Source organism: Nitrosopumilus sp., assembly GCF_025699255.1.
In the GTDB taxonomy this organism is placed as follows: Archaea; Thermoproteota; Nitrososphaeria; order Nitrososphaerales; family Nitrosopumilaceae; genus Nitrosopumilus.
Map to the genome: position 1 here is coordinate 73081 of NZ_JAILWA010000005.1, position 24530 is coordinate 97610.

The 24530-nt window shown below is 34.0% G+C and carries 30 protein-coding genes; 14 read left to right on the forward strand and 16 right to left on the reverse strand.

The features are described from left to right. Positions 1–15: 15 nt before the first annotated feature. The 5 genes from K5781_RS06365 (at position 16) to K5781_RS06385 (ending at position 3471) form a co-directional block, all read left to right on the forward strand. Positions 16–618, forward strand: a complete 603-nt coding sequence (locus K5781_RS06365) for a hypothetical protein (protein ID WP_297441904.1) — start codon at positions 16–18, stop codon at positions 616–618. Positions 619–662: 44 nt separating this feature from the next. Continuing rightward, positions 663–1064, forward strand: coding sequence for a CBS domain-containing protein (locus tag K5781_RS06370; protein ID WP_297441906.1), 402 nt, complete (start codon positions 663–665; stop codon positions 1062–1064). Positions 1065–1155: 91 nt separating this feature from the next. Further along, complete coding sequence (gene erpA, locus K5781_RS06375; protein ID WP_297441908.1) at positions 1156–1506, forward strand: iron-sulfur cluster insertion protein ErpA; 351 nt, start codon at positions 1156–1158, stop codon at positions 1504–1506. 133 nt (positions 1507–1639) lie between these two features. Then, positions 1640–2782: a DNA primase DnaG gene (gene dnaG, locus K5781_RS06380; RefSeq protein ID WP_297441910.1), complete on the forward strand. Its 1143-nt coding sequence runs from the start codon at positions 1640–1642 to the stop codon at positions 2780–2782. Positions 2783–2787: 5 nt separating this feature from the next. Continuing rightward, the gene (locus tag K5781_RS06385; protein WP_297441912.1) at positions 2788–3471 is read left to right on the forward strand and encodes a DUF120 domain-containing protein; all 684 of its coding nucleotides are present in this window, start codon (positions 2788–2790) and stop codon (positions 3469–3471) included. Here the strand turns inward: K5781_RS06385 and K5781_RS06390 are convergent. From K5781_RS06390 to K5781_RS06450, 13 genes are all read right to left on the reverse strand, one after another. Beyond that, positions 3468–4085, reverse strand: a complete 618-nt coding sequence (locus K5781_RS06390) for an FAD synthase (protein ID WP_297441914.1) — start codon at positions 4083–4085, stop codon at positions 3468–3470. The genes K5781_RS06385 and K5781_RS06390 overlap by 4 nt on opposite strands. A 44-nt stretch (positions 4086–4129) precedes the next feature. Continuing rightward, the gene (gene dph5, locus K5781_RS06395; protein WP_297441916.1) at positions 4130–5167 is read right to left on the reverse strand and encodes a diphthine synthase; all 1038 of its coding nucleotides are present in this window, start codon (positions 5165–5167) and stop codon (positions 4130–4132) included. After that, a complete protein-coding gene (locus K5781_RS06400; RefSeq protein ID WP_297441918.1) occupies positions 5167–6294 on the reverse strand; it encodes a M20/M25/M40 family metallo-hydrolase in 1128 nt (375 codons plus the stop codon). Before K5781_RS06400 ends, dph5 begins: the two co-directional genes overlap by 1 nt. A gap of 3 nt (positions 6295–6297) precedes the next feature. Beyond that, positions 6298–7140 (reverse strand): lysine biosynthesis protein LysX, encoded by an 843-nt coding sequence (gene lysX / locus K5781_RS06405; protein WP_297441920.1) that lies wholly within the window; start codon positions 7138–7140, stop codon positions 6298–6300. Further along, entirely contained in the window at positions 7137–7304 is a 168-nt protein-coding gene (locus K5781_RS06410) for an alpha-aminoadipate/glutamate carrier protein LysW (protein ID WP_179360417.1), read from the reverse strand. The genes lysX (K5781_RS06405) and K5781_RS06410 overlap by 4 nt, the downstream gene beginning before the upstream one ends. A 22-nt stretch (positions 7305–7326) precedes the next feature. Beyond that, positions 7327–8493 (reverse strand): 2-isopropylmalate synthase, encoded by a 1167-nt coding sequence (locus K5781_RS06415; RefSeq protein WP_297441923.1) that lies wholly within the window; start codon positions 8491–8493, stop codon positions 7327–7329. A 117-nt stretch (positions 8494–8610) separates the two neighbouring features. Further along, a complete protein-coding gene (gene lysM, locus K5781_RS06420) occupies positions 8611–9030 on the reverse strand; it encodes an HTH-type transcriptional regulator LysM (protein ID WP_179360415.1) in 420 nt (139 codons plus the stop codon). Then, the gene (locus K5781_RS06425; RefSeq protein WP_297441926.1) at positions 9017–10198 is read right to left on the reverse strand and encodes an acetylornithine/succinylornithine family transaminase; all 1182 of its coding nucleotides are present in this window, start codon (positions 10196–10198) and stop codon (positions 9017–9019) included. Before K5781_RS06425 ends, lysM begins: the two co-directional genes overlap by 14 nt. Beyond that, a complete protein-coding gene (locus K5781_RS06430) occupies positions 10191–10994 on the reverse strand; it encodes a [LysW]-aminoadipate/[LysW]-glutamate kinase (RefSeq protein WP_297441928.1) in 804 nt (267 codons plus the stop codon). Before K5781_RS06430 ends, K5781_RS06425 begins: the two co-directional genes overlap by 8 nt. A gap of 2 nt (positions 10995–10996) precedes the next feature. Beyond that, complete coding sequence (gene argC, locus K5781_RS06435) at positions 10997–12043, reverse strand: N-acetyl-gamma-glutamyl-phosphate reductase (RefSeq protein ID WP_297441930.1); 1047 nt, start codon at positions 12041–12043, stop codon at positions 10997–10999. 28 nt (positions 12044–12071) lie between these two features. Further along, positions 12072–12929, reverse strand: coding sequence for a lysine biosynthesis protein LysX (lysX, locus tag K5781_RS06440; protein ID WP_297441932.1), 858 nt, complete (start codon positions 12927–12929; stop codon positions 12072–12074). Continuing rightward, complete coding sequence (locus tag K5781_RS06445; protein ID WP_297441934.1) at positions 12929–13096, reverse strand: alpha-aminoadipate/glutamate carrier protein LysW; 168 nt, start codon at positions 13094–13096, stop codon at positions 12929–12931. Before K5781_RS06445 ends, lysX (K5781_RS06440) begins: the two co-directional genes overlap by 1 nt. Then, the gene (locus K5781_RS06450) at positions 13093–14292 is read right to left on the reverse strand and encodes an argininosuccinate synthase (protein WP_297441935.1); all 1200 of its coding nucleotides are present in this window, start codon (positions 14290–14292) and stop codon (positions 13093–13095) included. The genes K5781_RS06445 and K5781_RS06450 overlap by 4 nt, the downstream gene beginning before the upstream one ends. 132 nt (positions 14293–14424) lie before the next feature. Between K5781_RS06450 and K5781_RS06455 the strand changes: the two genes are divergently transcribed. The 3 genes from K5781_RS06455 to K5781_RS06465 are packed head-to-tail and all read left to right on the forward strand — an operon-like array spanning position 14425 to position 16974. Continuing rightward, positions 14425–15459, forward strand: coding sequence for an ABC transporter substrate-binding protein (locus K5781_RS06455; protein WP_297441937.1), 1035 nt, complete (start codon positions 14425–14427; stop codon positions 15457–15459). Next, a complete protein-coding gene (locus tag K5781_RS06460; RefSeq protein WP_297441939.1) occupies positions 15446–16210 on the forward strand; it encodes an ABC transporter ATP-binding protein in 765 nt (254 codons plus the stop codon). The genes K5781_RS06455 and K5781_RS06460 overlap by 14 nt, the downstream gene beginning before the upstream one ends. A gap of 5 nt (positions 16211–16215) precedes the next feature. Beyond that, positions 16216–16974 (forward strand): ABC transporter permease, encoded by a 759-nt coding sequence (locus K5781_RS06465; RefSeq protein ID WP_297441941.1) that lies wholly within the window; start codon positions 16216–16218, stop codon positions 16972–16974. Positions 16975–17012: 38 nt separating this feature from the next. On the opposite strand, the gene K5781_RS06470 is transcribed toward K5781_RS06465, so the two are convergent. Further along, a complete protein-coding gene (locus K5781_RS06470; protein WP_297441942.1) occupies positions 17013–17447 on the reverse strand; it encodes a universal stress protein in 435 nt (144 codons plus the stop codon). A gap of 103 nt (positions 17448–17550) precedes the next feature. Between K5781_RS06470 and K5781_RS06475 the strand changes: the two genes are divergently transcribed. Continuing rightward, positions 17551–17850: a hypothetical protein gene (locus K5781_RS06475; RefSeq protein WP_297441944.1), complete on the forward strand. Its 300-nt coding sequence runs from the start codon at positions 17551–17553 to the stop codon at positions 17848–17850. Positions 17851–17888: 38 nt separating this feature from the next. On the opposite strand, the gene K5781_RS06480 is transcribed toward K5781_RS06475, so the two are convergent. Next, positions 17889–19007 carry an MFS transporter gene (locus K5781_RS06480; protein ID WP_297441946.1) on the reverse strand — a complete coding sequence of 373 codons (1119 nt, stop codon included), beginning with the start codon at positions 19005–19007 and terminating at the stop codon, positions 17889–17891. A 107-nt stretch (positions 19008–19114) separates the two neighbouring features. Between K5781_RS06480 and K5781_RS06485 the strand changes: the two genes are divergently transcribed. Then, a complete protein-coding gene (locus K5781_RS06485) occupies positions 19115–20077 on the forward strand; it encodes a homocysteine S-methyltransferase family protein (protein ID WP_297441948.1) in 963 nt (320 codons plus the stop codon). Between the two features lie 32 nt (positions 20078–20109). Continuing rightward, complete coding sequence (locus K5781_RS06490) at positions 20110–22608, forward strand: dihydropteroate synthase (protein WP_297441950.1); 2499 nt, start codon at positions 20110–20112, stop codon at positions 22606–22608. Here the strand turns inward: K5781_RS06490 and K5781_RS06495 are convergent. After that, on the reverse strand, positions 22605–23342 hold the full coding sequence (locus K5781_RS06495; protein WP_297441953.1) for a 5,10-methenyltetrahydrofolate synthetase: 738 nt from the start codon (positions 23340–23342) through the stop codon (positions 22605–22607). The genes K5781_RS06490 and K5781_RS06495 overlap by 4 nt on opposite strands. Positions 23343–23416: 74 nt before the next feature. Between K5781_RS06495 and K5781_RS06500 the strand changes: the two genes are divergently transcribed. The 3 genes from K5781_RS06500 to K5781_RS06510 form a co-directional block, all read left to right on the forward strand. Beyond that, positions 23417–23965, forward strand: coding sequence for a CoA pyrophosphatase (locus K5781_RS06500; RefSeq protein ID WP_297441955.1), 549 nt, complete (start codon positions 23417–23419; stop codon positions 23963–23965). Positions 23966–24002: 37 nt separating this feature from the next. Further along, complete coding sequence (locus K5781_RS06505) at positions 24003–24161, forward strand: 50S ribosomal protein L39e (protein ID WP_297441957.1); 159 nt, start codon at positions 24003–24005, stop codon at positions 24159–24161. Beyond that, on the forward strand, positions 24162–24530 hold a 369-nt coding region (locus tag K5781_RS06510), incomplete at its 3' end, for a 50S ribosomal protein L31e (RefSeq protein WP_297441959.1).

Sequence of the window (24530 nt, forward strand, 5' to 3'; positions counted from 1 at the left end):
TCACTGTAGAATAAAATGATGGACAATAATCAGACTTCTACAAAGCGACAAATACATTCTTCTAAAAAAGAATCTACTAGAAGTATTACATATCGCCTTCCAGAAAAACTTGTTACTGAATTAGAAACTGAATCTACACAGAAAGGAATTTCACAAAATGTTCTTGTTAGACAGATTTTAGAAAAGTATGTTCAATGGGATAGATTTTCAAGTAAGATTGGGATGATTCCAGTTCCCAAAGGAATTCTAGAGTCTCTTGGAGGAGAATTAGATGGCAAAGATATTGATGAAATTATCACTTTGATGTTTCCTTTGATCAAAGACACTGTTTTATTTATCAAAGGTGGTTATGATCTTAAACGATGTATTGAAACATTAGAAGATTATATGCGAGCATCTGGAATGAATTCTGATCATAGAGTCGAAGGTGATATTCATATATTTTTAATTCAACATGATTTGGGATTGAAATGGTCTGTATTTACAGAACAACTACTTACTCAAGTTTTTAGAAGTTTCTTACCTGAAAAAGAATTGAAATTTCAAACTACTGAAACAACTGTTATCTTATCTGTATCATTAGGTTCTGATTTTAACGAGCATGATTATCATTACTGAAATTTAATTCCTCATTTGAAATATTACTTTACCTAAATCAATCCATGAATTCGTCTGATCCTATCCAAAAAAAAACTTGGGTTAAACAAATTATGAGTAATTCAATTGTCTCAGTTGATTCATCAGTCACCGCAACTAATGCAGCAAAGATGATGGAAGATACAGGAGTAGGTTCTATTGTAGTTTTAGAAAATAATTTACCTGTAGGAATTGTCACTGATAGAGATTTTGCAATAAAGATTGCAGCTCATTCTTATCCTATTGACACTCCTGTTAGAAGAATTATGTCCTCTCCTCTCATATCCATTGATCCAAATTCTGATTTGTGGGTGGCATCTGATTTGATGTCCACTAGAAATGTTAGAAAATTACCTGTAATTGATGATGATAAAGTGGTTGGAATTTTAACCTCTAGTGATTTGGTTAAACATATAGCTGATCACTGAAATTCAGGTTGAAATTAATCTCATTTCTTGAATTACTAGTATGTCTGGTGGGAAAAACTTATTATAATTTGAACCATCATTTTTGTTTATAATGGCAACTGAGCAAACACAAAAGATGGTCACAGTTACAGCAAAAGCAGCTGAAAAGATCCAAGAATTCATGAAAGAAGAAGCAGAATCTCCTGAATATCTTAGAGTATATGTTCAAGGTGGCGGTTGTTCTGGTCTATCTTATGGGATGGGCTTTGAAAAAGCACCAGAAGAAGATGATCTTGTCTTGGAAGAAAATGGAGTCAAACTCCTAATTGACAGCTACAGCGTTGATCATTTGCAAGGTGCAAACGTAGACTATATTGAAAGCCTAATGGGCTCTGGATTCAAAATTAACAATCCAAATGTTACAAAATCCTGTTCGTGTGGTCACTCATTTAGCACAGAATAAAACTAGATTATTTTTCATTTTTAGATTTTATCTTAGCGTTTGCTATTTCATATTTTTAATACAAATTTTTGCGATACCCTCATATATCGCAGGTAGAACCTCAAAATATGATAATAAAGGAGATGAATAGTTTATGCCTCAATCAGGAATTGTCAAATATCACGTTAAACTTTCCTATGAAGTCGATGGACTTGTTGAAAGAGCAGATATAATCGGAGCCATTTTTGGCCAAACAGAAGGACTGTTAGGCCCAGAGATGAATCTGAATGAACTGCAACGAGTTTCTAAAGTTGGTCGTATTGAAGTAAACGCAAAATCCACATCTAATACTACAAGTGGCGATGCATTAATTCCAATGAGTACTGATATTGATACTTGTGCATTAATTGCTGCAGGTATTGAAAGCATTGACAAAGTAGGACCTTTTGATTGTGCATTCAAATTAGAAGCTATTGATGATGTAAGAGCAGCAAAGAAAGACGATATTGTTAAACGAGCAAAAGAAATCAAACAAAAATGGGCAACTAAAACCGTAAGTGAAGGTGAAAGCATGTTAAATGATGTTCACCAAGGTGACAGTGGTAAATTATCTACATATGGTCCTTCAAAACTAACATGTAGTTCAGGTCTTGCCGATTCCAATTGGGTAATTCTTGTTGAAGGAAGAGCTGATGTAATCAATCTTTTGAGAGCAGGATATGACAATGTACTTGCAATTGAAGGTGCAAAAATTGATGAATCTATTAAAGAATTGTGTAATTCTAAAGATACTGTAGTTGCTTTTCTTGACGGTGACAGATCTGGTGGATTTATTCTAAAAGAACTCAAATCCTTTGTTACTTTAGATTATGAAATTCAAGCAGATTCTGGCGTTGAAGTTGAAGAATTAACTCCTCAAAGAATTGACGAAATACTGCGACCTATTGCTGATGAAATTAAACATGGTAAACCTGCACCTGCGCTAAAAAGTGAAGATGATAAACCTGTTGCAGAAATGGCCACAAAAATATTTCCAAATCTAAATGAAACTCTTGAAGCCATTGCATTAGACAGTGATGAAAATGAAATTTTCAAAGTTCCAATCAGTGAAGTAGTAAGTAAATTATCATCCCAATCTGGAATCAAATATCTTCTATTGGATGGAATTATCACTCAGAGACTTTTAGAGGGTGCCAAAAATGCTGGTGTTGAATGCGTTATTGGACACAGAGTTGCAAAATTATCAAACTCTGATGGAATGAAACTGAAAACCTTTAGTGACTTAGGCGTATCTTAGAATAGATGACTGAACTAAAAATTCAGCACCTCCTAACTCTGTCTTACCTGCTTTCAAAGGGAGCTAAATACAATTACGTCTCCATAACTACTTCATTTCTAGGAAAAAATATCAAAAAATCACAACAGGCTGCATCCAAACATCTTCTTGAATTGGAACAAAATCAATTCATTGAACGTATAATTAATGGACGAAATATTTCTGTAAAAATTACATCAAAAGGTTTTTCTGAAATGGTAAAATTGTCTGCAATATTACAAAAAAGCCTTGATTCATCTCCTTCTTACGTTGAATTGAAAGGTACTTTGGTTTCTGGAATGGGTGAAGGAGCATATTACATGGGATTAAAGGGATATACAAAACAATTTCAATCAAAAATTGGATATGTTCCGTATCCTGGAACATTAAACGTTAGATTAGATCAAAAAATTCACCAAGAAGCCATTAAACAATTTGAAACTTTGAATGGGATCAAAATTAAGAGTTTCTCTGATGGGAAACGAACCTATGGATGGGTAAAATGCTTTAATGCTAAACTAAATAATTCTACAATTTGTGAATTAATTATTCTTGAACGTACACATCATGATGATTCTATAATTGAATTAATATCAAAATATTGTTTACGAAAAACCGCCAAGTTAAAAGATGGATCAAAAGTTTCAATAAAAATTCCGATAAATTCCTAAATTCCGTGGATAGATTCTCCATATTCTTTTTGAATTTTTGAACTAGAGCTTTCAGGAATAGGAGATTGCAATCTTGCAACTTTGGCGTCAAGTTTTATTTTTTTACACCCTTCTGTAATGAATTTTTCTTGATGAACTTGATCATATCCAAGTGCAATAATTTGTGGTCTCACATGATTTACAGTCTTGAAAATATCATCTTCTTGTCCAATTAAGCAAAGATCAACTGCTGACAATGAATTGACTAATTCTTGTCTCTGTTTTTGTGTATGAAGGGGTTTTCTCTTCTTCATTTTCACTGCTGTATTGTCAGTTGCTACTACTACTACTAACACATCTCCTAATTCTTTTGCTGCATTCAAGGTGTAAATATGTCCTGGATGAATGATGTCAAATACACCTCCAGCTAAAACTACACATAATGAATTTCTCCCTGCATTTGTGAGAGTTTCTCTATCTTCATTTACCAATTCTTTTTTGATTAATTCATCAATCTTTGAATTAATAATGTCTTCAGAAAGTATCGTGTTTTTCTTTATCTCATCAATTGGCTTTTTACCCTCAATTTGACAGGTATACATTGTGACTAGAATTGTTTTTTCTGTTTGTTCCAATATTTTTTGTATTTCTGTCCCTCTCTTTAATTCATCGCTAAAAATTACATCTTGGGATCAAGGCCTTTTGCTATTCTTAATGCATCTACAAGACCATCTGCATAACCAATACTCAAAATAGCTACCTCATCTTGCCCATCTTCCAGAAATTTTTCTGCATCTTTTACATATAGTTCGGCGTTTTCTAAAATATCTTGAAATTCTTTCTGATCTTTGTATAGAGGTTTAACTTCATCAAGAGCTTCCCTGACCATTGGAACATATTTTTTCATCATTTGAATTGAAATTTTTTCTGTTTTTTCTGTATTATCAAATGGTTCATCTATACATTTGCCAAATATTTTCAATGCATCTGATTCTGTAAAATGTAATCTTCCAGTAATAATTATTGTATGTGGAGGTTTTCCAAAATCTATTTTTTTTAAACTGGATATTTTACCTGATATGATGCTTTGATCTTTGAATCCAATTCTTGATGCTACTATTGCAAATGTAGATGAACTGATAACCTTTCTAATCTGTCCTTTTTCAGTTTCTAATAACCCCTTTAAGGCATCATTAGGATCTAAGAAAAAATCCTTGTCCTGATTATATTCTAAAAGAAGTATTGTGTGGTTTCCTTCTATGATGTTTTTGTATATTACATAGTATGGGGTCGTCAATGATTTCATCTCACTCATGATTGTTGCAATTCTTCCAACTTTGTAAAAATGCAAACCACATTCTCCAATCATTGAAGTAAGAGAAGATGATGCATGAATTGAATGAGTTTTAATTTTTTCTTCCATAGCTCTAGTTTTCAATTCTATATGTGTAGTGGCAATGTATGGGTCACCATATGCTAATAATACCACTTTCTTTTTCTTTGCATTTTCTAAAATTTCCCTGCCGTCTTCAACAAGCCATCTTTTTGCTAGTTTGAATTCTCCTTTTGTTGAATTCTTGATTTTAGTTAAATCTGATTTTCCAATTGGACTGGTAAATTGCTCCAAGTATACAATATCTGCTTTTAGCAACACGTCTAATGCTTCACTTGGAATTGATTTAAATCCCGAAATTCCTAAACCTACAAACCACAGCATTACTTCATCTTTTTGTCATGAAGTCTTTTTAAATGCTGTAGTGTTTTCTTTAGAATTTCTATCCCTCTAAGATATTCGTCCACTGAAACTTTTTCATCAATAGTATGTGCCTCGTGTGGATCTCCTGGACCATATGTCACTACTGGAATTCCCCATTGATTTCCAAGAACATTCATGTCTCCTGTTCCTGTTTTTCTGATTAAAGTTGGTCTGGAATGTTCAGTTTCCATTATTCCTAGAGTGAATGCTCTAACCAATGGTGAATTGTGTGGAGCCTCGAATGGTTCAGTTTCATCCAAAATTGAATAAAATGCTTCAACTTCTCTTTCTTGCGAAATTTCTTTTACTAGAGTTGCAATTTTTTGTTCAATGGATTTGCAATTCATATCTACAGGAATTCTGATATCAAAAGTTGTTTCACAATCTTTAGGTGTAACATTGTGACTAGTTCCTCCTTTGACTTCTGTCATTGTGGCAGTTAATAACATCCCTTTAGTTCTATCTTCTTGATTTGCTTCTAACTTGTCTTTTAATTCTCTAGCAAAAATCATTGACTCTAAAATTGCGTTTTTTGATAACCAAGGTGCACTTGCATGAGAACTATCTGGAACACTGATTTTGAGATTGATTGCTAGTCTTCCTTTGTATGCAATTGTTACTTGTTTGATCCCACTTGGTTCTCCAAAAACAGCATAATCGATATCCATTTTTTTCTTAACTAAATTTTTGATTCCTGTTGCATTTCCTTCTTCATCAACTGCACCAACAAAAATTATAGTTCCATTATTGTTTTGGATTGATGCTGCAGCAAATAACATTGCCATTAGTGGAGCCTTAGCATCTGATGCTCCTCTACCATATAGAGAATCTCCCTCTTTTCTTACTTTGACTTTTCCAGGAACTACGTCCATGTGTCCGCATAACATAATTTTAGGAGATCCTGAACCCTTCTTTGCTATCATATTTCCGACTTCGTCAATTTGAATATCTTCAAAACCTAAATCATCACATTTGTCGGCTAAAAATTCTGCCATTGGTTTTTCACTTAGAGATGGTGTATAGAGTCTCAATGCTTTCTCTAACATCTTTACTGCAAATCTTGGTGTAACTGTAAAATGAGTGTCCAATTCTTACTTTTCTATCTTCAGTGCATAATCTAGCATTAAGGAAGGAATGTCTACTTCACAGACTCTTACTGTGTTTTTGTATTCAGTTGTATTGTTCACTTCGTGTACAACTAATCCTTTCTCATCACTTTCCATCAAATCTACACCTACGATATCTCCTTCAATTGCATGTTTTGCCTTTATACACATTTCTTCCATCTCTTGTGTAACTTTACATGGCTCAGCTGTTCCTCCAAGTGCCATGTTTGTTTTCCAATGTTTAGATGAACGATAAATTGCTGCAACTATTTTATCTCCTACCATTATAGCTCTGATATCTCGTGGTGGTCTTTTTACAAACTCTTCTAAATAATGAACTTGGTATATTGGATACATATTTTCTCTACTTTCAATAATGCCTTCGGCTGAATCTCTGTCATTTAATTTTGAAATCAATCTTCCCCAACTACCAACAGTTGGTTTGATTACTTTGGGGTATCCTTGTGAATCTAATGCTTCTAATGCAGCTTCTTTTGAAAATGCAACTGTTGCATCTGGTGTTGGAACTCCAAATTTTTTTAACAACATATGTGTAAATAATTTATTTCCTGCAAAAACCCCTGTGTTAAGACAATTAATTACTTTAACACCAATTCCTTCAAGTGCTGCAGTTGAATGTAGATTTCTGTAGTAACTTACACATCTTTGAATTACAATTCCATAGTCTTCAGGTTTTTTTTCTAAATCTATTGCCAATTTTTTACAATCAACCATCTGGATGTTAATGTTCTTTTTTTTACCGGCTTCTAGTAGAGCTTTTTCTTCCCAACGGATTGTATCGTAAAGAATGGTAACGTCAGGATTCACTGTCCCCAATCCTCGCCAACCGTTTGGGCAGGCTTTAGATCGAAACCATTTGAACCTTTAGCTAATTCAAAACTTGCGCCACATTCCGGACATGTTACGATTTCTCCTTCAAGTGCATCACTTGGAATGGAAATATCTGCATCACATTCTTCACATTTTGACATATTTTCTCTTCATTACTCCTCTTTATTTATCATTAATTATCTTTTTTTCAAGTCTATCTTCTAGTGGAATTTCTATAAGATCTCCCATTCTCAGACCTTTTAGTCCTGCAGCAACAGCTTTTGCACCTTCTTCATCTTTTTCTAATCCTAACAATGACATCAAATATGCAGCACCTGTTTTTCCTGCCAGCTCTCCAAATACTATTCTTCTTCTATTCCCTACTGCTCTTGGCGGAATTGGTTCATAGGCTGCTGGATTCTTGAGAATTGCTGCTAGGTGTGTTCCTGCTTTATGTTTGTATGCTGATGAACCTACAATTGGTTTTGAATCATATGGTTTGATGGATGTGTAATTTTCAATTAATCTTGATAAATCAAGCAACATGTCTAATCTGAAATCATTTGGAGACTTGTATAGGTAGGTCAATGCCACTGCAACTTCTGCTAATGGAGGAATTCCAGTTCTTTCTCCAATCCCATCTATGGTTGTATGAATTTGATCCACTCCTGCATCACATGCTGAAAAAGCATTTGCAACTGCAAAACCAATATCATTATGAACATGGGCATCTAATGGTACGTCCACTACTTCTCTTACTTTTTTAACAAAATTATACATTCCAATCGGACGTAAAATACCAACTGTATCTGGAAGACTGATTCTGTCTACTCCTGCTTCTTCAATAGCTTTACAAACTTTTAGTAAGAATTCTGGTTCTGCTCTACTACCATCTTCAACGGTAAATCTAATTTTGAGTCCATGTGATTTTGCATACTCTACTGTTTCAACAGCTCTTTCAAGTGCTTCTTCTCTTGAAATTCGTAATTTTTCTTTTAGGTGAATGTCTGAAATTCCTAAATATGCTGCACACCATTTGGCATCACAATCTAACGAAATATCAATATCTTGTTTTAAAGCACGTCCATGTGATACGATATCTGCCTTTAGTCCTTGTTTGATAATTGTCTTAGTAGCTTCTTTATGATCATTTGATACTACTGGTGAAATTTCAATTTGATCCACTCCGAAATAATCTAACATCCATGCGATTTGGATTCTTTGTTTATTTGTAAATGAAACACCTGGGTGTTGCTCTCCTTCTCTTAGAGTGCTATCAAGAATTCTAATTCTCTTTGGATTTTTTTCATATGCATTATACAGATTTGCATAGTGATTCGGATCTTTCATTACTGATATCGCTACCTAAAATTGATGATATAAACATATTCGTACTATCTTCGTTAGAAATTTCTAATTATGATCCTAAATTAGTTTGGAAATTAAATTATGAAACGAAAGTCGTATTTAGATAATTTTTCTTAAGATTATGACGGTGTTTGTATCTACAACGCCTGGAATTTTTCTTAATGCGTCAATACTGTTGTTGATTTCTGTAATGCTTGTTGCACTCATTATTGTAGTTATGTCGTATTGGCCTGTAATTTCATAGACTGTTTTAACTCCGTCTAATTTTGCAAGTTTTAGTGATACTTTGGAAGTGTCTGTAGCAGAATCTACTGAAACTAAAACAATTGCACTGGTTGTATTTTCTTCACCTAATTCTAAAGTGAATTTTTTGATGGTTCCGCTATCTACAAGATTTTTTACTCGTCTTCTTACCGCTGATTCTGATAACTTTAATTTTTTACCAATATCTACAAACGATTCTCTAGAATCCTCTTTTAGATATCCAATAATCTTTTCATCAACTTTATCCTTGTACATTTCTTTTTTCTTCCTCTTCAGTTAGTACTATATCTAGAGCATGTAAAACTTTTGTTACATCGTCTTCTGATATCACTAATGGTGGAAGAATTCTTAGAATATTTCTTCCAGAATATAACATTAGAACTCCTTTCTTGATTAACCCCATTAGGATATCTTTAACTTCAAATTTCATTTCAACTCCGATCATTAGTCCTTTGCCTCTAATTTCTCTAATCATCGTGTGTTTTTCTTTTAATTTTTCTAATCCTTCTCTGAATATTTTTCCCATCTTTTCGGAATTTTCAATCAATCCGTCTTCTGTAATTGCTTTTAGTGCTGCAATCCCTGCAGCACAAGATATCGGGTTTCCGCCAAAAGTGGATGAATGTTCTCCTTTGTTAATTGAAGATAAGATTTCTGGTTTTACTAGAGTTGCTCCCATTGGCACACCTCCTGCAATTCCTTTTGCTAGACATAGTATGTCTGGAACAGTATTCCAATGATCACATGCCCATAATCGTCCAGTTCTGCCTAGACCAGCTTGTATTTCGTCAAAAATTAACACAATTCCTTTTTCATCACATAATTTTCTAACATCTTGTAAGAATCCGTCTGGAGCAACAATTATTCCACTTTCTCCTTGAATTGGTTCCAAGATTACAAATGCTGTATCTTCATCTATGACTGAACGTAAAGATTCTATATCTCCGTAAGATGCAAATGAAACTTTCTCTACAAGTGGTGCAAATGCTTTTCTGTATTTTGGATTAAATGTTAATGATAATGCTCCAAATGATTTTCCATGGTAAGATCCTTTCATTGCAATCATTCCGGTTTTTCCCGTAAATTTTCTTGCAAACTTCATGGCTGCCTCTATTGCTTCAGCACCACTGTTGTTTAGATGAACTTGTGTTAGACCTTTTGGTGCTAAGCCGATTAGTGTGGACAAAAATTCTTCTCGTGTTTTGTTATACAGAGAACTATGTACTGTAATTATTTTGTCGATTTGTTCTTTGATTGCATTATTGACTCTCTCATTTTTGTGACCTACTAAAGCTACTCCATATCCTCCCATGCAATCGATGTATTCTTTTCCATCTGTATCCCATACATGAGATCCTACTCCTTTTTCAACCGTAACTGGAAATCTCTGATAAAGATTTCCCATAAATTGATCTTCACTCATGTTCAATCACCGTACAATTATCATGTGCAATAGCTGATGATATTGGATTTTCTCTTTGACCATTACCAATCAATGCTTCTTTTACTCCCATATCTAATGCTTCAGTTGATGCCAAAATTTTCTTTTCCATACCTGGTCCTATTTTTGGCCTGATTTCTTTTGCTTCTGCCAATGTAAGTTTTGGAACCAATTTATCCTCCATCAATAATCCGTCAACATTTGTGATGAATAATACTTTATCACATCCTACCTTGCCTGCAACATATGCTGCGGCTCTGTCTCCATCTATGTTGAGAAACTCTGATTCTTCACTCATTGCTATGGGTGAAATCACTGGCGTAAGACCTTGCTCTAAAAGAGATCTGATGAATTTTGAATTTACCTCTTTAATTTTTCCTGTATATCCTCCATCTATTGCTTGTTTTCTTCCTTTTTCATTCATAATTAGCAATTTTTTCTTTCTATCTGCTTGAATCACTTTGGCATCTACTCCAGAAAGACCAATTGCATTAATGCCATTTTTTTGAAGCATTTGAACAATGGTTTTGTTGATTCTGCCTGACATTACCATGGTGAATATTTCTGCAGTTTCTTTGTCTGTGTATCTACTTTTGATTCCACTTGGGGATGTAACAAACTTTGGCTCTTTTCCAAGCTGTTCGCAAACTTTGGTAACTTCTTTTCCACCCCCATGAACTATAATTATCCCTTCAGTTTCAGCTATTTTTTTAATATCTGAAATTGTTGATGAATGTAAATCGTCTACTACACTTCCACCAATTTTGATAGTAATCATTTCTAAACAGGAGTTAATGGTGTATATCTTAATCCATCCATTTCATCAAAACCACACATTACGTTCATGTTTTGAATGGCTGAACCTGCTGCACCTTTCATCAAATTATCTGATGCAGACAATGCAATCAATCTGTTGTTATCTTCATCTAAATCAAATCCTATATCACAAAAGTTTGAACCAACTAAGAATTTTGGATCTGGGAATTTGTATAATCCTTTTTTATCTCTAATTAATCTGACAAATCTCTCATCACCATATGTTTGACGATATAGTTTCCACAATTCTTTTTCTTCAATATCTTTTTTCATAAATGTGTGATTAGTACATAAAATTCCACGAACTACATCTACTGCATGTGGACTCATTGAAACATGGATTTTCTTTCCTGCAATTTCGCTTAATTCTTGTTCAATTTCACCTGTGTGTCTGTGCTTTGCTGGTTTGTATGGTCTAATTACTCCTGCTCTCATTGCATGTGCAGTTCCTGAACCTGAACCAGCTCCGGATGAACCAATTTTAGAATCTACTACAATATGTTCAGTATCAATAATGTCATTTCGAATTAATGGAGCTAATGCTAGCATTGATGTTACAGCCATACATCCAGGACAAGAAACTAGTTGAGCATTTTTAATTTGTTCTCTGTGTAATTCTGGTACACCAAAAACTGATTTTTCTAAATAATCTGGATGTGGGTGTTCCCATCCATACCATTTGTCATATGCATCCTGGTTGTGTAATCTATAATCTGCACTCAAATCAATGATTTTTACACCTCTGTCATAGAGTGCTTTTACAATCTCAGTTGCAGTTCCATGAGGAACAGCTGTGAAAACTAGATCACATTGATCTGTTAATTTATCATAATCTAATTCTGAGAATGTCAGATCGGTAAATCCTTTCAAACTTGGTTGAACTCTGTGTAAATATTCGCCTACGTGTTGTCTTGATGTTACTGTGGTAATCTCTACATCTGGGTGATTAACTAGCAGACGAAGTGTCTCTCCTCCTACATAACCTGATGCTCCTACAACACCTACTTTCATGATAAACCTCCTCGTAATGGAGTATAATTTATTTCCTAACGTAGTTTATGGCGAATTCTACCATTTCTTTTGGTATATTTCGTTGTGCAACTCTTGCCAATCCTTTGAATTCTACTGTATTGTTTACTTCATGTACAACCAACCCGTTTTCCTCATCTTCCATCATGTCAATTCCTAAGATCCCACCACCCATGGCTTTTGATGCTTTTGCAGCCATATCTTCCATCTCTTTTGTGATCTCACATAGTTCTGGATCTGCTCCGAGTGCTATATTCGTCTTAAATCCTCCTGATGATTTTCTATACATAGCTGCAATAGGTTCATCACCTATCGTAATTACTCTGATGTCTCGTGGTGGTCTTTTGATTAATTCTTGCAAATAGTATATTCTATCATGAGGACTATCTGTAATATCTCTAATTTCAAAAACAGCTTCCATAGTGTCTTTATCTTTTAATGGCATTACTCCTCTTCCCCAACTACCAATTACTGGTTTAATCACTAATGGAAATCCTACCTTTTCTAAATTTTCAGCTGCACTTTCACTTGAAAATGAAAAATATGTTTTTGGTGTTGGAATGTTATTTTTCTTTAAAAGTAATGTCATAAACATTTTATTTCCACAAATATTTGCAACTTCAAATTTATTTAGAACTGGAATATCCATGAATTCTAAACTTGCAGTAAAGTGAAGTCCTCTAAAATAACTAACACATCTTTCTAAAACAACATCTCCTAAACCATAATCCTCTTTTTTGCTGTCTGTATTAATTTGGGTGATTTTTGCATCTAACATTAATGCATCGTGTCCTAGTTCAGACGCTTCTTTCTGAAGCATCTTTTCTTCCGCTCTTAAGCGGTCAAACACGATACAAACTTTTGACATTACTCTCCCCAGTCTTCGCCTACGGTTTCTGCTTGTTTAAGCTCAACATTTGATCCGTCTTTTTTTGCGATTTCAAAGTCAGCGCCACAATCAGGACAGGAGACAATTTCTCCTACTGAGGCATCGTCTGGGATGTTTAGTGTTGCATCACATTCTGGGCAGTTCATGTTTTTGTTGACCTTTTCTTTTGTAATTTATTAGCTTCTGTTGATTGCATTCCCCATAATTCCACAAATCCTTTGGCTAGTCTCTGATCAAAAGTTGATTCCACACCATAAGTTGCAATATCGTGACTATACAATGAATTATTTGATTTTCTTCCTACTACTCTGAGACTTCCCTTGTACATCTTTAGTTTCACCGTTCCTGAGACTGGTTTTTGTGATGTTTCTATAAATCCGTCTAGATCTGTTTTTAGAGGATCTTGCCAAAGTCCTGAATAGACCAAATATGCCCATTCATCATCTATCATCGATTTGAATTTGTTTTCATGTTTAGTGTGAACCATTTTTTCTAAATCCGTATGGGCTTCAATTAGACATGTTGCAGCAGGAGTTTCATATACTTCACGAGATTTGATTCCTACTACTCTATCTTCAATATGATCAACTATTCCCACACCTGCATTTCCTGCTTTTTTGTTGATGTATTCAATTAGTTTTAGGGGCCCCATTGATTTACCATCTACTCCAATTGGAATTCCTTTGTTGAATTTGATTTCTAAGTATGTTGGTTTGTCTGGTAAGTTTTTTGTTTTAACCCAAATGAATGCATCATCTGGTGGTTCATTATATGGATCTTCTAGCACTCCTCCTTCTATTGCACGTCCCCACAAATTTTGATCAATACTAAATTTTTTGGCAACCGTATCAATTTCAATCCCATGTTTTTTTGCAAATTTTAATTCCGTATCTCTGTCCAAATTTTTATCTCTGATTGGAGCTATGATGGGAAGATCAGAACCAGAACGTAATGTAATGTCGAATCTAACTTGATCATTGCCTTTTCCAGAACAACCGTGTGCAAGTGATGTGACCTTTTCTTTTTTTGCAATCTCTAAAACTTTTTCTGCAATTAATGGTCTGGCTAGTGCTGTCGCAAGACAATATTTCTTTTGATAAAGAGCATTTGCTTTGATTGATGGAAAAATGTAATCTTTGACAAATTCTTTTTTTGCATCAATATTGTAGTGTTTTTTTACTCCAAGTTTTTTTGCTTTTGCTGCAATTTTTTTCCAGTCATCGCCTTGTCCAACATCTACAGTAACTGTAATGACATCCATGTCGTGTTCATCTTGAAGATACTTCACAACAACTGATGTATCTAATCCACCTGAAAATGCAAGAATTCCTTTTTGAGTCATAAAACATCTTTTCCGTCGTATTTTGGAATTTATCTTTTGTGATGACCAAAAATTAAATTATTTTTAGATAATTTATGACTAGCTTGAGCTAAAATTCGATGATTATTTAACAGCCAAATATAACGCTGTTTTATGAAAACGCGATCGGTAATTTTTGGAGGTATTGTGACTATTTCTGTGCTGTCGATACTAGCATTTACTTTATCTTCTGATGCAGAATCTGAAACAAAAATTCGTATTGCATATTTTCCAAATATTGGACATGCCATTCCGATTGTAGGTATGGAAAAAGGTTTCTTTGAAGCACATATTGGAAATCATACAAAAATTGAAACTCGTGTTTTTGATAATGGTCCTCAGGCAATAGAATCCTTATTTGCTAATTCTGTTGATTTTGCATATGTTGGTCCTGGTCCTGCCATCAATGGATTTCTGAATTCTGAAAATCATAATGTAAAAATTCTTGCTGGTGCTGCAAGTGGTGGAGCAAGTTTTATTGTTCATCCTGATTCTGAAATAAATTCTGTAGATGATTTTGTTGGAAAGAAAATTGCTGCGCCTCAGATTGGAAATACACAAGACGTATCATTACGTCATTATCTTTCAGAACATGGATTAAAAACTGCTGAAAAGGGAGGCTCTGTTATTGTGTATAATATTCCAAACCCTGACATTTACACATTGTTTGTAAAAGGAGATATTGACGGAGCATGGGTTGCAGAACCATGGGCAACAATTTTGGAAACTGAACTAAATGGAAAAAGATTATTCCATGAGGAATCCCTTTGGCCTAATCAAGAATTTGCTTCTGTTCTATTAATTGCAAATACAAATTTTGTAGAAAAAAATCCTATTTTGGCATCAAAACTCTTAGAATCCCATCGTCAAACAGTTGCATGGATAAATCAAAATCCTACCGAAACTAGAAATGTGTTTAATACTTTTTTAAAGTCTCATTTAGGTCAATCCTTATCTGATGATGTAGTAGATATCTCATTATCTAATCTTCAAATTACTGCAGATCCTATCTCTGATTCAATTTATTCATTTGCTGAAAAGGCAGATGCACTAGGATATCTTGGAAGAAATGGATATGATTTGTCTGGTATTTTTTACTATTTTGATACAAATTCCATAAAGGAGGAAATAATCCATGACAAAACTTGAGGCTAAAAATATTGTAAAATATTTTCGCCATGATTCTCATAAACTCACAGCTCTTGGTGGAGTAAACCTCAAAGTTGAGGCTGGAGATTTTGTATGTTTAGTAGGGCCATCAGGTTGTGGAAAATCTACCTTTTTACGTATAGTTGCAGGCTTGGAGAAACCTGATGATGGTCAAATCCTGTTTGATGGTCATAATGTAACTGAGACTGGACCTGAAAGAATCATGGTTTTTCAGGAGGGTGCATTATTCCCATGGCTGAAAGTTCAAGATAATGTTGAATTTGGATTAAAAATGGCTGGTATTCCAAAAGAGGAACGAGCTAAGATATCTCATAGATATTTGGATATGATGCAGTTAACCAAATTTGCGGATTCTTACACTTATCAACTTTCAACTGGAATGAAACAACGTGTAGCTATTGCAAGAGCTCTTGTAATGGATCCTGATGTGTTATTAATGGATGAACCATTTGCAGCACTTGATGCACAAACTCGTGATTTGCTGTTAGTTGAAATGCAATTAATTTGGGAGAAAACAAAAAAGACAATTTTGTTTGTCACTCATAGTGTTTCGGAAGCTGCAGTTCTTGGAACCAAAGTTGCAATTTTTAGTAACAGACCCTCTGTAATCAAAAAAGAAGTTGACAATAATTTCCCACGTCCAAGAATATCTGAAGATGAATCCTTGTTAAAATTTCAACAAGATATTTTATCAGAACTACGACCTGAGGTAAAAAAAAGTAAAGAGTGATTGTGATGGTAAAAAACTATACTCCACATAGAATTGCGTTTTACATTGGAATTATCATAGTGTGGCAAATAATTGCAACAGTTGGAATATGGCCTGAAAATATTTTTCCCTCTCCTTATGAAGTTGCAGAAGATTTGGCATACGGTATATCTGATGGTAGTCTGTTGTATGGAATTGCAACAAGTATGTGGAGGCTATCTGTTGGTTTAGCCATTGCAATTGGTGGAGGAATTGTACTTGGAATATTTATGGCAAGAGTGGAAGTTATCAATCAAACTGTTGGCTCTCTTGTTTTAGGATTGCAATCTATTCCTTCTATAGCTTGGGTTCCATTAGCAATACTTTGGTTTGGGTTAACTGATGGAGGAATTATTTTTGTTACTGCAATAGGTGCCATATTTGCAGTTACCATCAATACGTACACTGGAGTCAAAAACATAGATCCTCACTTTATTGAGGCTGCAAGAAATATGGGTGCCAAGGGAAGTCAATTAATTACTGCCGTTTTGATTCCTGCAGCCTTTCCATACATGATTTCTGGCTTTAAGCAAGGCTGGGCATTTGCCTGGAGGGGCGTTATAGGCGCCGAAATCTTGTTTTCATTCTTAGGATTGGGATTCTTGCTTAATGCCGGCCGTTCACTAAATGATGTCTCGCAAGTAATTGGAATTATGGTTGTCATCATGGGAATTGGACTTGCAATTGATGGAGTCTTTTTCAAAAGAGTAGAAAATAAAGTAATGTCTAGATGGGGCTTACGATAATTTAGAAAATAATTCCAATTGGTATCTCTCTGAATATTCTAAGGAATGTAAAGAAATGGACATGGTGCATTTTTAAAAACTGCATCTACTGTGCTGTTGTAATACATTTTTTCCGCATGAGTGGATAATTTTGATCTGCTCATAACTATCATGTCTACTTTTTCCTTTTTTGCATATTCGATGATTGACTGTGATTCTAAATCACTCTTGATAATTTTTGAATTCATCAAAATTCCTTGTTTTTCAGCAACTTTTTTTATTATTTCGTGATATTTTTTTGCCTTGTTCTTCTCCTGTTCTATCTCTTTTTTATCTGATTTTGTTTTAAAAAAACCAAATGTTGCTTTATCTCTAATACATGATAATAACACCACTTTTGAACCTTGATTTTCAATTAATGCAAAAATTTTCTTTATTGCTTTTTCACTACTGGGAGTTGCATCATAAGGTACCAATATTTTTTCAATTTTCATAATTTCTATGTCTCTTTATTCTATTTAATAATTAAAAAATTCATTCTAGTGGAATTTTTTAAAATCATCAAATTTTTTAATACTTGATTAAGAAATATTATTTATGTCGATACGTAAACCTGTAATCAGAAAACCGAAAGTTCCTAAAATAAAGAAACCTCTGATTTCTAAACGAAAACGTATTGTAAAAAAATCTCCCTCTCTTGCATTGGGGAGAATCAAATCTACAATTAATCCCACAAAACCCCTGAAAAGTAAAAAAACAACTAAAACTCCTTTGGGAACTTGCTATCTTGAAAAAGATTGCAAAGGTGTTCTATCTAGAAAAGTTACAAAAACTCAATGTAGAAGTAAGGGTGGAAAAAGCTGGAAAAAAGTAGGTGGATTGTGCGAAAAACTATAGTTGATAACTATATTTTAATTAAAATTTACAGAGATTCCTTATTGTAATTGAGGTTCTTCTTTTTTTATTTTTAATGATACTGCAAATGCACAAACTATTATGATAATTGCAAAGTACATTACTGATACATAGTCAAATGCATATGCGATACTTCCAGCAATTACAGGCCCAACAACTGTTGCAATTGACAAAGTAGAACTAAAGATTCCAGTAGATGTTGAACGAGGATTGTTTTCCATAAGATGAAAGTTTCCTCCAATAAACAAAAATGCCCATGTTGCACCAACTAATGCCATAAATGGCATTGCCATCCACCATTCTGTAACTATGGATAATCCAACAAAAACAAATGTTGTGCAACCAATACCAATTTTGAATTTAGTGATATTTGAGAGATGAATCTTGCTTGCCATTACATTCATTAAAATAAATGCTGTTAGCGTATTTGCAACATATACTATTGAAATGTGATATAATTCACCTCCAAGTCTCTCCACAATCATTATTGGAAGAATAACCCACACAGCTGATGCCCCAATATGTCTTAGTAATAATGACAAGAAAAGAAATTTGTTTTTTGAAATTACTTTTTTTGTGGTTCCTGGAGTTAGTTCTTTAACTTGTTCTGGATTTGGTAGTTTTATTGTAAAAAGTAATCCGATAAGAAATGATACTGCACTTAACACAAAAATTAATTTAAGATCATTTGCAATTCCAGCAGCTGCAATTCCAGCAAGCCATCCTAATGCATGAAATGAAATTACTGTGGCTGCTCTCTTTTTGTCAATATTTGCTTCATAGGTATATGCAATCATAGCAGGAATCATGATTCCACTAGCAATTCCAGCGGCAATTCTAACCAAGAAAAACATACCAAGATCATCTGCAAAATAGTGTAATCCAAACGCAATTGCGCATCCGATGAATCCAATTCTAATGAATTTGAGCCTAGTTCCTTTCTTGTCTGAATGCCTTCCAAAATAAATTTCAGATAAAATCTGAGCAAAACTAAATGATGCCACCAAAAGTCCAATTTCAAAAATAGAGTCTGTTACTCCTTTTGCAATTATGGGCATAAACACAAAGATTATCGAGATTCCGGCATGCTGAAAAAATGTTGCACTACGAACTAAATTGTTAACTTGAGACTTTTGCATAAATATACATGAAATAAGTTTCCGCCTAATTTCAATATACGTATCAATATTGCATCTCTGGTTTTTCTGAAAAGAGTTAAACTGTGTAGAGATATCTTAAATTTAGATTGACAGAAAAAGAACCTTTTCTTGATGCACTAAAGAAAAGAATTTTGTTGTTTGATGGCGCAATGGGTACTGAAATTCAACGACATGATCCAAAGCCTGAAGATTTTCCAAACAATCAAGATGGATTTAATGATGGGTTAGTAATAACACATCCTGAATGGATAAAACAAATCCATAGAAATTATTTAGATGCTGGTGCTGATTGTATTGAAACAAATTCTTTCGGTTCCAACAAAATTAAGCTAGATGAATATGGTTTTGGAGATCAAACAATTGAATTTAATAAAAAAATAGCAAAACTTGCATCAGAAGTATGTGATGAATATACTGACAAACCAAGATATGTGATTGGCTCTATGGGTCCTACTGGTTATCTTCCAAGTTCTAATGATCCTGATTTAGGGCAGAAACCTCTTGATGAAATTAGAGAAGCCTTTGAGTTACAAGCTGAAGGATTAATTCTTGGTGGTGTTGATGCATTACTTGTTGAAACTAGCCAAGACATATTGGAAGTAAAATTAGTTATTGAGGCATGTCACGAAGCTTTTTCAAAAACTGGCAAAAAAGTTCCAATTATTGCAAATACTACATTAGATCAATATGGTAAAATGTTGTTGGGAACTAATATTCAAGCTGCATATACCACAGTGTCTGATATGGGAATTGATGTATTTGGATTGAATTGTTCTACTGGTCCAATTGAAATGACTCCAAGTGTTAGATGGTTAGATGAACAAAATGAGCATAATCTTTTGGTAGTTCCAAATGCTGGTATGCCTGAAAATGATGGAGGACAAGCAGTTTACAAGATGACTCCTGAAAAAATGGGTGATGCATTAGGTGATTTTCTTAATGAATACAAAAAAGTTCGAATTATTGGCGGTTGTTGTGGGACAAATCCTGAACATATCAGAGCATTAAGGAAAGTAATTGACGAAAAAGCCAACTCTGTCGAGGGTTAAGTATTTAGAAAAACAGATGTGATTTTACTACGTTGACAGTTCCAAGAGTTAGCTCTGCATTAAAGGCAGTAGATCTAAAACAAGTTCCTGCTCCACTGATTATTGGAGAGAGAATCAATACTCAGGGATCTCGTAAAGCAAAGAAATTAGTTCTTGATGATGATTATGATGGTTTAGTTGAGCTAGGACGAATCCAAGTTGAAGATGGTGCTCATTGTCTTGATGTTTGTGTTGCAACCACAGAACGCGCTGATGAACGTGAATTTATGTTAAATTTAGTAAAACGACTAAGTTTGGAAATTGATGCTCCTCTTGTAATTGATTCTACAGATCCTGAAGTAATAGAAGCTGCTGTTACTCAAATTCCTGGAAGGCCAATCATCAACTCCATTAATCTTGAAGGTGATGGAAGCAGATTTGAAAAATTAGCTCCTCTTATGGCTAAATATGGATTACCTGCAATTGCATTATGTATTGGTCCTGATGGTATGGCAAAAACTCCTCAACAAAAAGTTGATACTGCTGAATTACTTTATGAGACTGGAAAAAAATATGGATTAAAAATTGAACAATTTATTTTTGATGTTCTTACATTTACTTTGGCTACTGGAGAAGATGAATTTTTAGACGCAGGTAAAAACACTCTTGAAGGAATTCGATTGGTTAAGGAAAAATTTCCTAATTCGTTTACTACTTTGGGATTAAGTAACATTAGTTTTGGCTTGGCTCCGTATGCTCGAAAGATTTTGAATTCTGTATTTCTATATCATGCAGTTAAAGTCGGTCTTGACACTGCAATTGTTAATGCAAAAGAGATTATTCCGTATGGGGAGATTGATGAGAAAGAGAAAAAACTTGCAGAAGATTTGATCTTCAATACTTATCCTGATGCTTTATCTAATTTGATTGCATATTTTGAGAATGCTGGACCTAAAAGTGGAACTATTTCAAAGAAAGTAGATGTAGATCCTTCCTGGCCTGCAGGAAAACGTGCAAACTTTCGAATAGTCAACAGACTTAAAGATGGAATTCAAAATGATGTTGTTTCATCTATTGCAGAAAAACTTGGAACATTAGATATAATAAAAAATACTGATGGTGTGTTGTCTCTTGATGCTGCTCCCGAAGTCACTCATGATGGTGCCATTAAAACCCTCAATGAGGATTTACTTCCTGCAATGAAGGAAGTAGGTGATAAATTTGGTGCAGGCGAACTAATTCTTCCATTTGTTTTAAAATCAGCTGAATGTATGAAGGCTGCAGTTGGGGAATTGGAAAAATATTTGGTCAAAGAAGAGGGAACTAGTAAGGGGACACTTGTGTTAGGAACTGTTTATGGAGACGTTCATGATATTGGTAAAAATCTTGTCAAAACTATTTTTCAAAATAATGGTTATACCGTACATGATTTAGGAAAACAAGTTCCGCTACAAAAATTTCTTGAAAAAATTGACGAAACAAATCCTGATGCAATAGGGCTATCTGCATTATTGGTGTCTACTTCAAAACAGATGAAATTCTTCGTAGAACATGCAAGAAAAAACAACATGACTATTCCTATTCTTTGTGGTGGTGCTGCAATTAACAGTAATTACATTAACAGAATTGCAAAAGAAGATGGAATTTACGAACATGGTGTTTTTTATTGTAATACTATGTTTGAAGGTCTTAAAACAATGGATGTTTTAATCTCAGATGAAAAACCAAAACTTTTAGCTGAATGGAAAGAAAAACTAGAAAACTGGAAAGAAAAATCTTCTGCAGAAATTGACCCTGACACTCTCCCAAAAAGTGACACAAAACCAGTTTTACCTCCAACCCCCAAAGATGTTGGAGTTCCAATTCGGTTAAAATCAGATCAAATCAATATGGCTGAAGTTTGGACTATGATTGATAAAAAATCTCTATTCAAATTATCCTGGGGGTTGCGTGGAAAGGCTGGATCTGAATCTGAATCTGACCATGAACAATTATTGTCTGAATGGAAAATACGCATAATTCGAGAAAAACTTTTTGAACCTGAAGTTGTGTATGGGTATTTCAAATGTCATAACAAAGATAGGAAATTACTTATTGAAAATCCAGACGGTAATGACGTCGAATTAGAGTTTCCACGTTCTACTAAACCTGAACATTTGTGTTTGACTGATTATTTTGGTGATGATGATGTAGTAGCATTACAATCAGTTACTGTTGGAAACAAAGTTGCTGAAATTATTGAACAATGGAATAAAGAAGACAAGTATACTGATGCATATTATCTTCATGGGTTAGCTGTTGAAGTTGCAGAAGCGTTAGCTGAATGGGTAAATCGAAAAATTAAATCTGAACTAAATCTTGTAAAAGGTGGCTTGAGATATAGCTGGGGATTTCCAAGTTGCCCTGATGTGTCTCAACATCATCTAGTATGGAAATTACTAAAACCAGAAAAATCTGGAATGACTTTAACTGAATCAGGCCAAATCATTCCTGAACAATCTACTGCTGCAATAGTAGTGCATCATCCTGATGCAAAATATTTTGTGCTCTAATCCTTTGATTTTTCCAAAAAATCATTTAGACTACTAAAATCGCTAGGTGAAGTAAGCAAAACATCTCCAGTAATACTTAGTGTTACTTTGAGTAATTCTTCAAATTCTTGACTATATGATGACAAATCTAAATTCAAAAATTTTGCTGATTTTTCATTTTTAGGTGAAGGGTACAAAAGAATTGGAATGATTGAAAATTCTTTGAGATTTTCAAATAATTCTTGAACTTGTGATGCATTTTGTATAACTTGAGTCATGAACCCTTTGGGTTTTGCATCCAATTTTTTGTTTATTTTTGAAAAATTTGGTTTATTTGAAATTGACAAGTATAGATCAATCTTTGAATCTATTCCTTGCTCTCTTAATCTTTTTACAACCTCACTTGGAATTTGTCCTGAGTCTTTTTTTCCTGTTTGAGATGGATCTCCCATCAAAATTAAAATCCCTGAAAACCCTATTGAAATACAATTATTTACAAACTCAAAAATTTCTTTTTCTGTTTTGTCTCTTACTCTGAGACTTACAGTAATTGGTAACTTTGGTATTTCTTTTCGAATTATTTTACCTACTTCAATAGGTGAAACTCTTTGAAATCCTAAAACATTTTCAGTTAAGTGAATTGCATCACATTTCTTTGAAATAATCTTAATCTTATCTACAAATTTTTGAATTGATTCATTTGTGTCAATATTCGGTAAAATTTTGGGCGGATTTGCTTCATATCTGACAGTCATAATCTGATTTCTTTTCTTCTTGGTTAAAACCTTTGAATACCAAAACCCATATGGAATAGTAGGAACGAACCACAATGAAATTGGATGAATTAAAGTCTCGCCTTTCTAATACTATTAATCCTGAAATTAAATTTGATGACAAATATCGTTTGGCATCAATACTTGTAGTGATTTATGGTAATGAGCCAATTGTTGTAATGACTGAAAAACCAAAACATATGACATTTCATGCTGGTGAAATTTCATTTCCTGGTGGAAAACTTGAATCAAATGATTCGAATCTTTTAGAAACTGCATTGCGTGAAACAAGTGAAGAAATTGGATTGGAAATACCAAAATCAAAAGTAATTGGACAACTAGAACCCGTTGTTACGTTAAACTCTGGTTTTATGATTCTCCCCTTTGTTTCTATAGTCAATGAAATTCCAAAACTATCTGCAAATGCTGAAGTTGAAAAAATTTTTCATATCCCTTTAGAGCCATTTTTACAAACTCAGACAAAAGATCCCGATCCATATCATAATCGTATACAAGAAATGTATACCTTTGAATACAAAAACCAAATTGTATGGGGAGCATCGGCTAGAATCTTAAAACAGATTCAAGATTGCCTGAACACCTGAGATTCATTTAAAAAGAGCTCCACGTGCCTGAAAATCTATGGCTGCACGTAAGTCCTCTCCAAGGAAAATTCGTTTGCTTAAAAAAACTAAGCAAGCTTCAGCAGTACCTGCATGGATTATTCTGAAAACTAAGAGAAGTGTCAGAACAAATCCAAAGCGCAGAGCTTGGAGATCAACTGATGTGGAGGTAGGATAGATGTCTCAAGAATTAGAACGCGTTTATACAATTAATTTAGGTAAAGTAAAGCTTTCACAATCCCAACATAGATCTGTAAGAGCAATTAACATGATTAGAGAATTTGCTCAACATCACATGAAAGTTGAGACAATCAAAATTGAAGAAGATTTAGCTCATGAAGTTTGGTCAAAAGGAGTTCGTAATCCTCCAAGAAAAATTAGAGTTAGAATGAGTAAAACTGAGGATGGTTATGTTCTTGTTTCTAGATATGATGAAGATGCTGAATCTAAAGTAACTCCTGAAAAAGAAACCAAAAAAGTTTCTGATAAGGTAGAAGAACCAGCTAAAGAAGCACCAAAGAAAGAAGAACCAGCTAAAGAAGCACCA

Excerpts from the sequence above, each read along its gene's own strand:
- K5781_RS06365 (WP_297441904.1), top strand. The coding sequence starts at position 16 with ATGATGGACAATAATCAGACTTCTACAAAGCGACAAATACATTCTTCT.
- K5781_RS06370 (WP_297441906.1), top strand. The coding sequence starts at position 663 with ATGAATTCGTCTGATCCTATCCAAAAAAAAACTTGGGTTAAACAAATT.
- erpA (WP_297441908.1), top strand. The coding sequence starts at position 1,156 with ATGGCAACTGAGCAAACACAAAAGATGGTCACAGTTACAGCAAAAGCA.
- dnaG (WP_297441910.1), top strand. The coding sequence starts at position 1,640 with ATGCCTCAATCAGGAATTGTCAAATATCACGTTAAACTTTCCTATGAA.
- K5781_RS06385 (WP_297441912.1), top strand. The coding sequence starts at position 2,788 with ATGACTGAACTAAAAATTCAGCACCTCCTAACTCTGTCTTACCTGCTT.
- dph5 (WP_297441916.1), bottom strand. The coding sequence starts at position 5,167 with ATGCTGTGGTTTGTAGGTTTAGGAATTTCGGGATTTAAATCAATTCCA.
- K5781_RS06410 (WP_179360417.1), bottom strand. The coding sequence starts at position 7,304 with ATGTCAAAATGTGAAGAATGTGATGCAGATATTTCCATTCCAAGTGAT.
- K5781_RS06415 (WP_297441923.1), bottom strand. The coding sequence starts at position 8,493 with ATGAAAGATCCGAATCACTATGCAAATCTGTATAATGCATATGAAAAA.
- lysM (WP_179360415.1), bottom strand. The coding sequence starts at position 9,030 with ATGTACAAGGATAAAGTTGATGAAAAGATTATTGGATATCTAAAAGAG.
- K5781_RS06425 (WP_297441926.1), bottom strand. The coding sequence starts at position 10,198 with ATGAGTGAAGATCAATTTATGGGAAATCTTTATCAGAGATTTCCAGTT.
- K5781_RS06430 (WP_297441928.1), bottom strand. The coding sequence starts at position 10,994 with ATGATTACTATCAAAATTGGTGGAAGTGTAGTAGACGATTTACATTCA.
- argC (WP_297441930.1), bottom strand. The coding sequence starts at position 12,043 with ATGAAAGTAGGTGTTGTAGGAGCATCAGGTTATGTAGGAGGAGAGACA.
- lysX (WP_297441932.1), bottom strand. The coding sequence starts at position 12,929 with ATGTCAAAAGTTTGTATCGTGTTTGACCGCTTAAGAGCGGAAGAAAAG.
- K5781_RS06445 (WP_297441934.1), bottom strand. The coding sequence starts at position 13,096 with ATGAACTGCCCAGAATGTGATGCAACACTAAACATCCCAGACGATGCC.
- K5781_RS06450 (WP_297441935.1), bottom strand. The coding sequence starts at position 14,292 with ATGACTCAAAAAGGAATTCTTGCATTTTCAGGTGGATTAGATACATCA.
- K5781_RS06455 (WP_297441937.1), top strand. The coding sequence starts at position 14,425 with ATGAAAACGCGATCGGTAATTTTTGGAGGTATTGTGACTATTTCTGTG.
- K5781_RS06460 (WP_297441939.1), top strand. The coding sequence starts at position 15,446 with ATGACAAAACTTGAGGCTAAAAATATTGTAAAATATTTTCGCCATGAT.
- K5781_RS06465 (WP_297441941.1), top strand. The coding sequence starts at position 16,216 with ATGGTAAAAAACTATACTCCACATAGAATTGCGTTTTACATTGGAATT.
- K5781_RS06470 (WP_297441942.1), bottom strand. The coding sequence starts at position 17,447 with ATGAAAATTGAAAAAATATTGGTACCTTATGATGCAACTCCCAGTAGT.
- K5781_RS06475 (WP_297441944.1), top strand. The coding sequence starts at position 17,551 with ATGTCGATACGTAAACCTGTAATCAGAAAACCGAAAGTTCCTAAAATA.
- K5781_RS06480 (WP_297441946.1), bottom strand. The coding sequence starts at position 19,007 with ATGCAAAAGTCTCAAGTTAACAATTTAGTTCGTAGTGCAACATTTTTT.
- K5781_RS06495 (WP_297441953.1), bottom strand. The coding sequence starts at position 23,342 with ATGACTGTCAGATATGAAGCAAATCCGCCCAAAATTTTACCGAATATT.
- K5781_RS06500 (WP_297441955.1), top strand. The coding sequence starts at position 23,417 with ATGAAATTGGATGAATTAAAGTCTCGCCTTTCTAATACTATTAATCCT.
- K5781_RS06505 (WP_297441957.1), top strand. The coding sequence starts at position 24,003 with ATGGCTGCACGTAAGTCCTCTCCAAGGAAAATTCGTTTGCTTAAAAAA.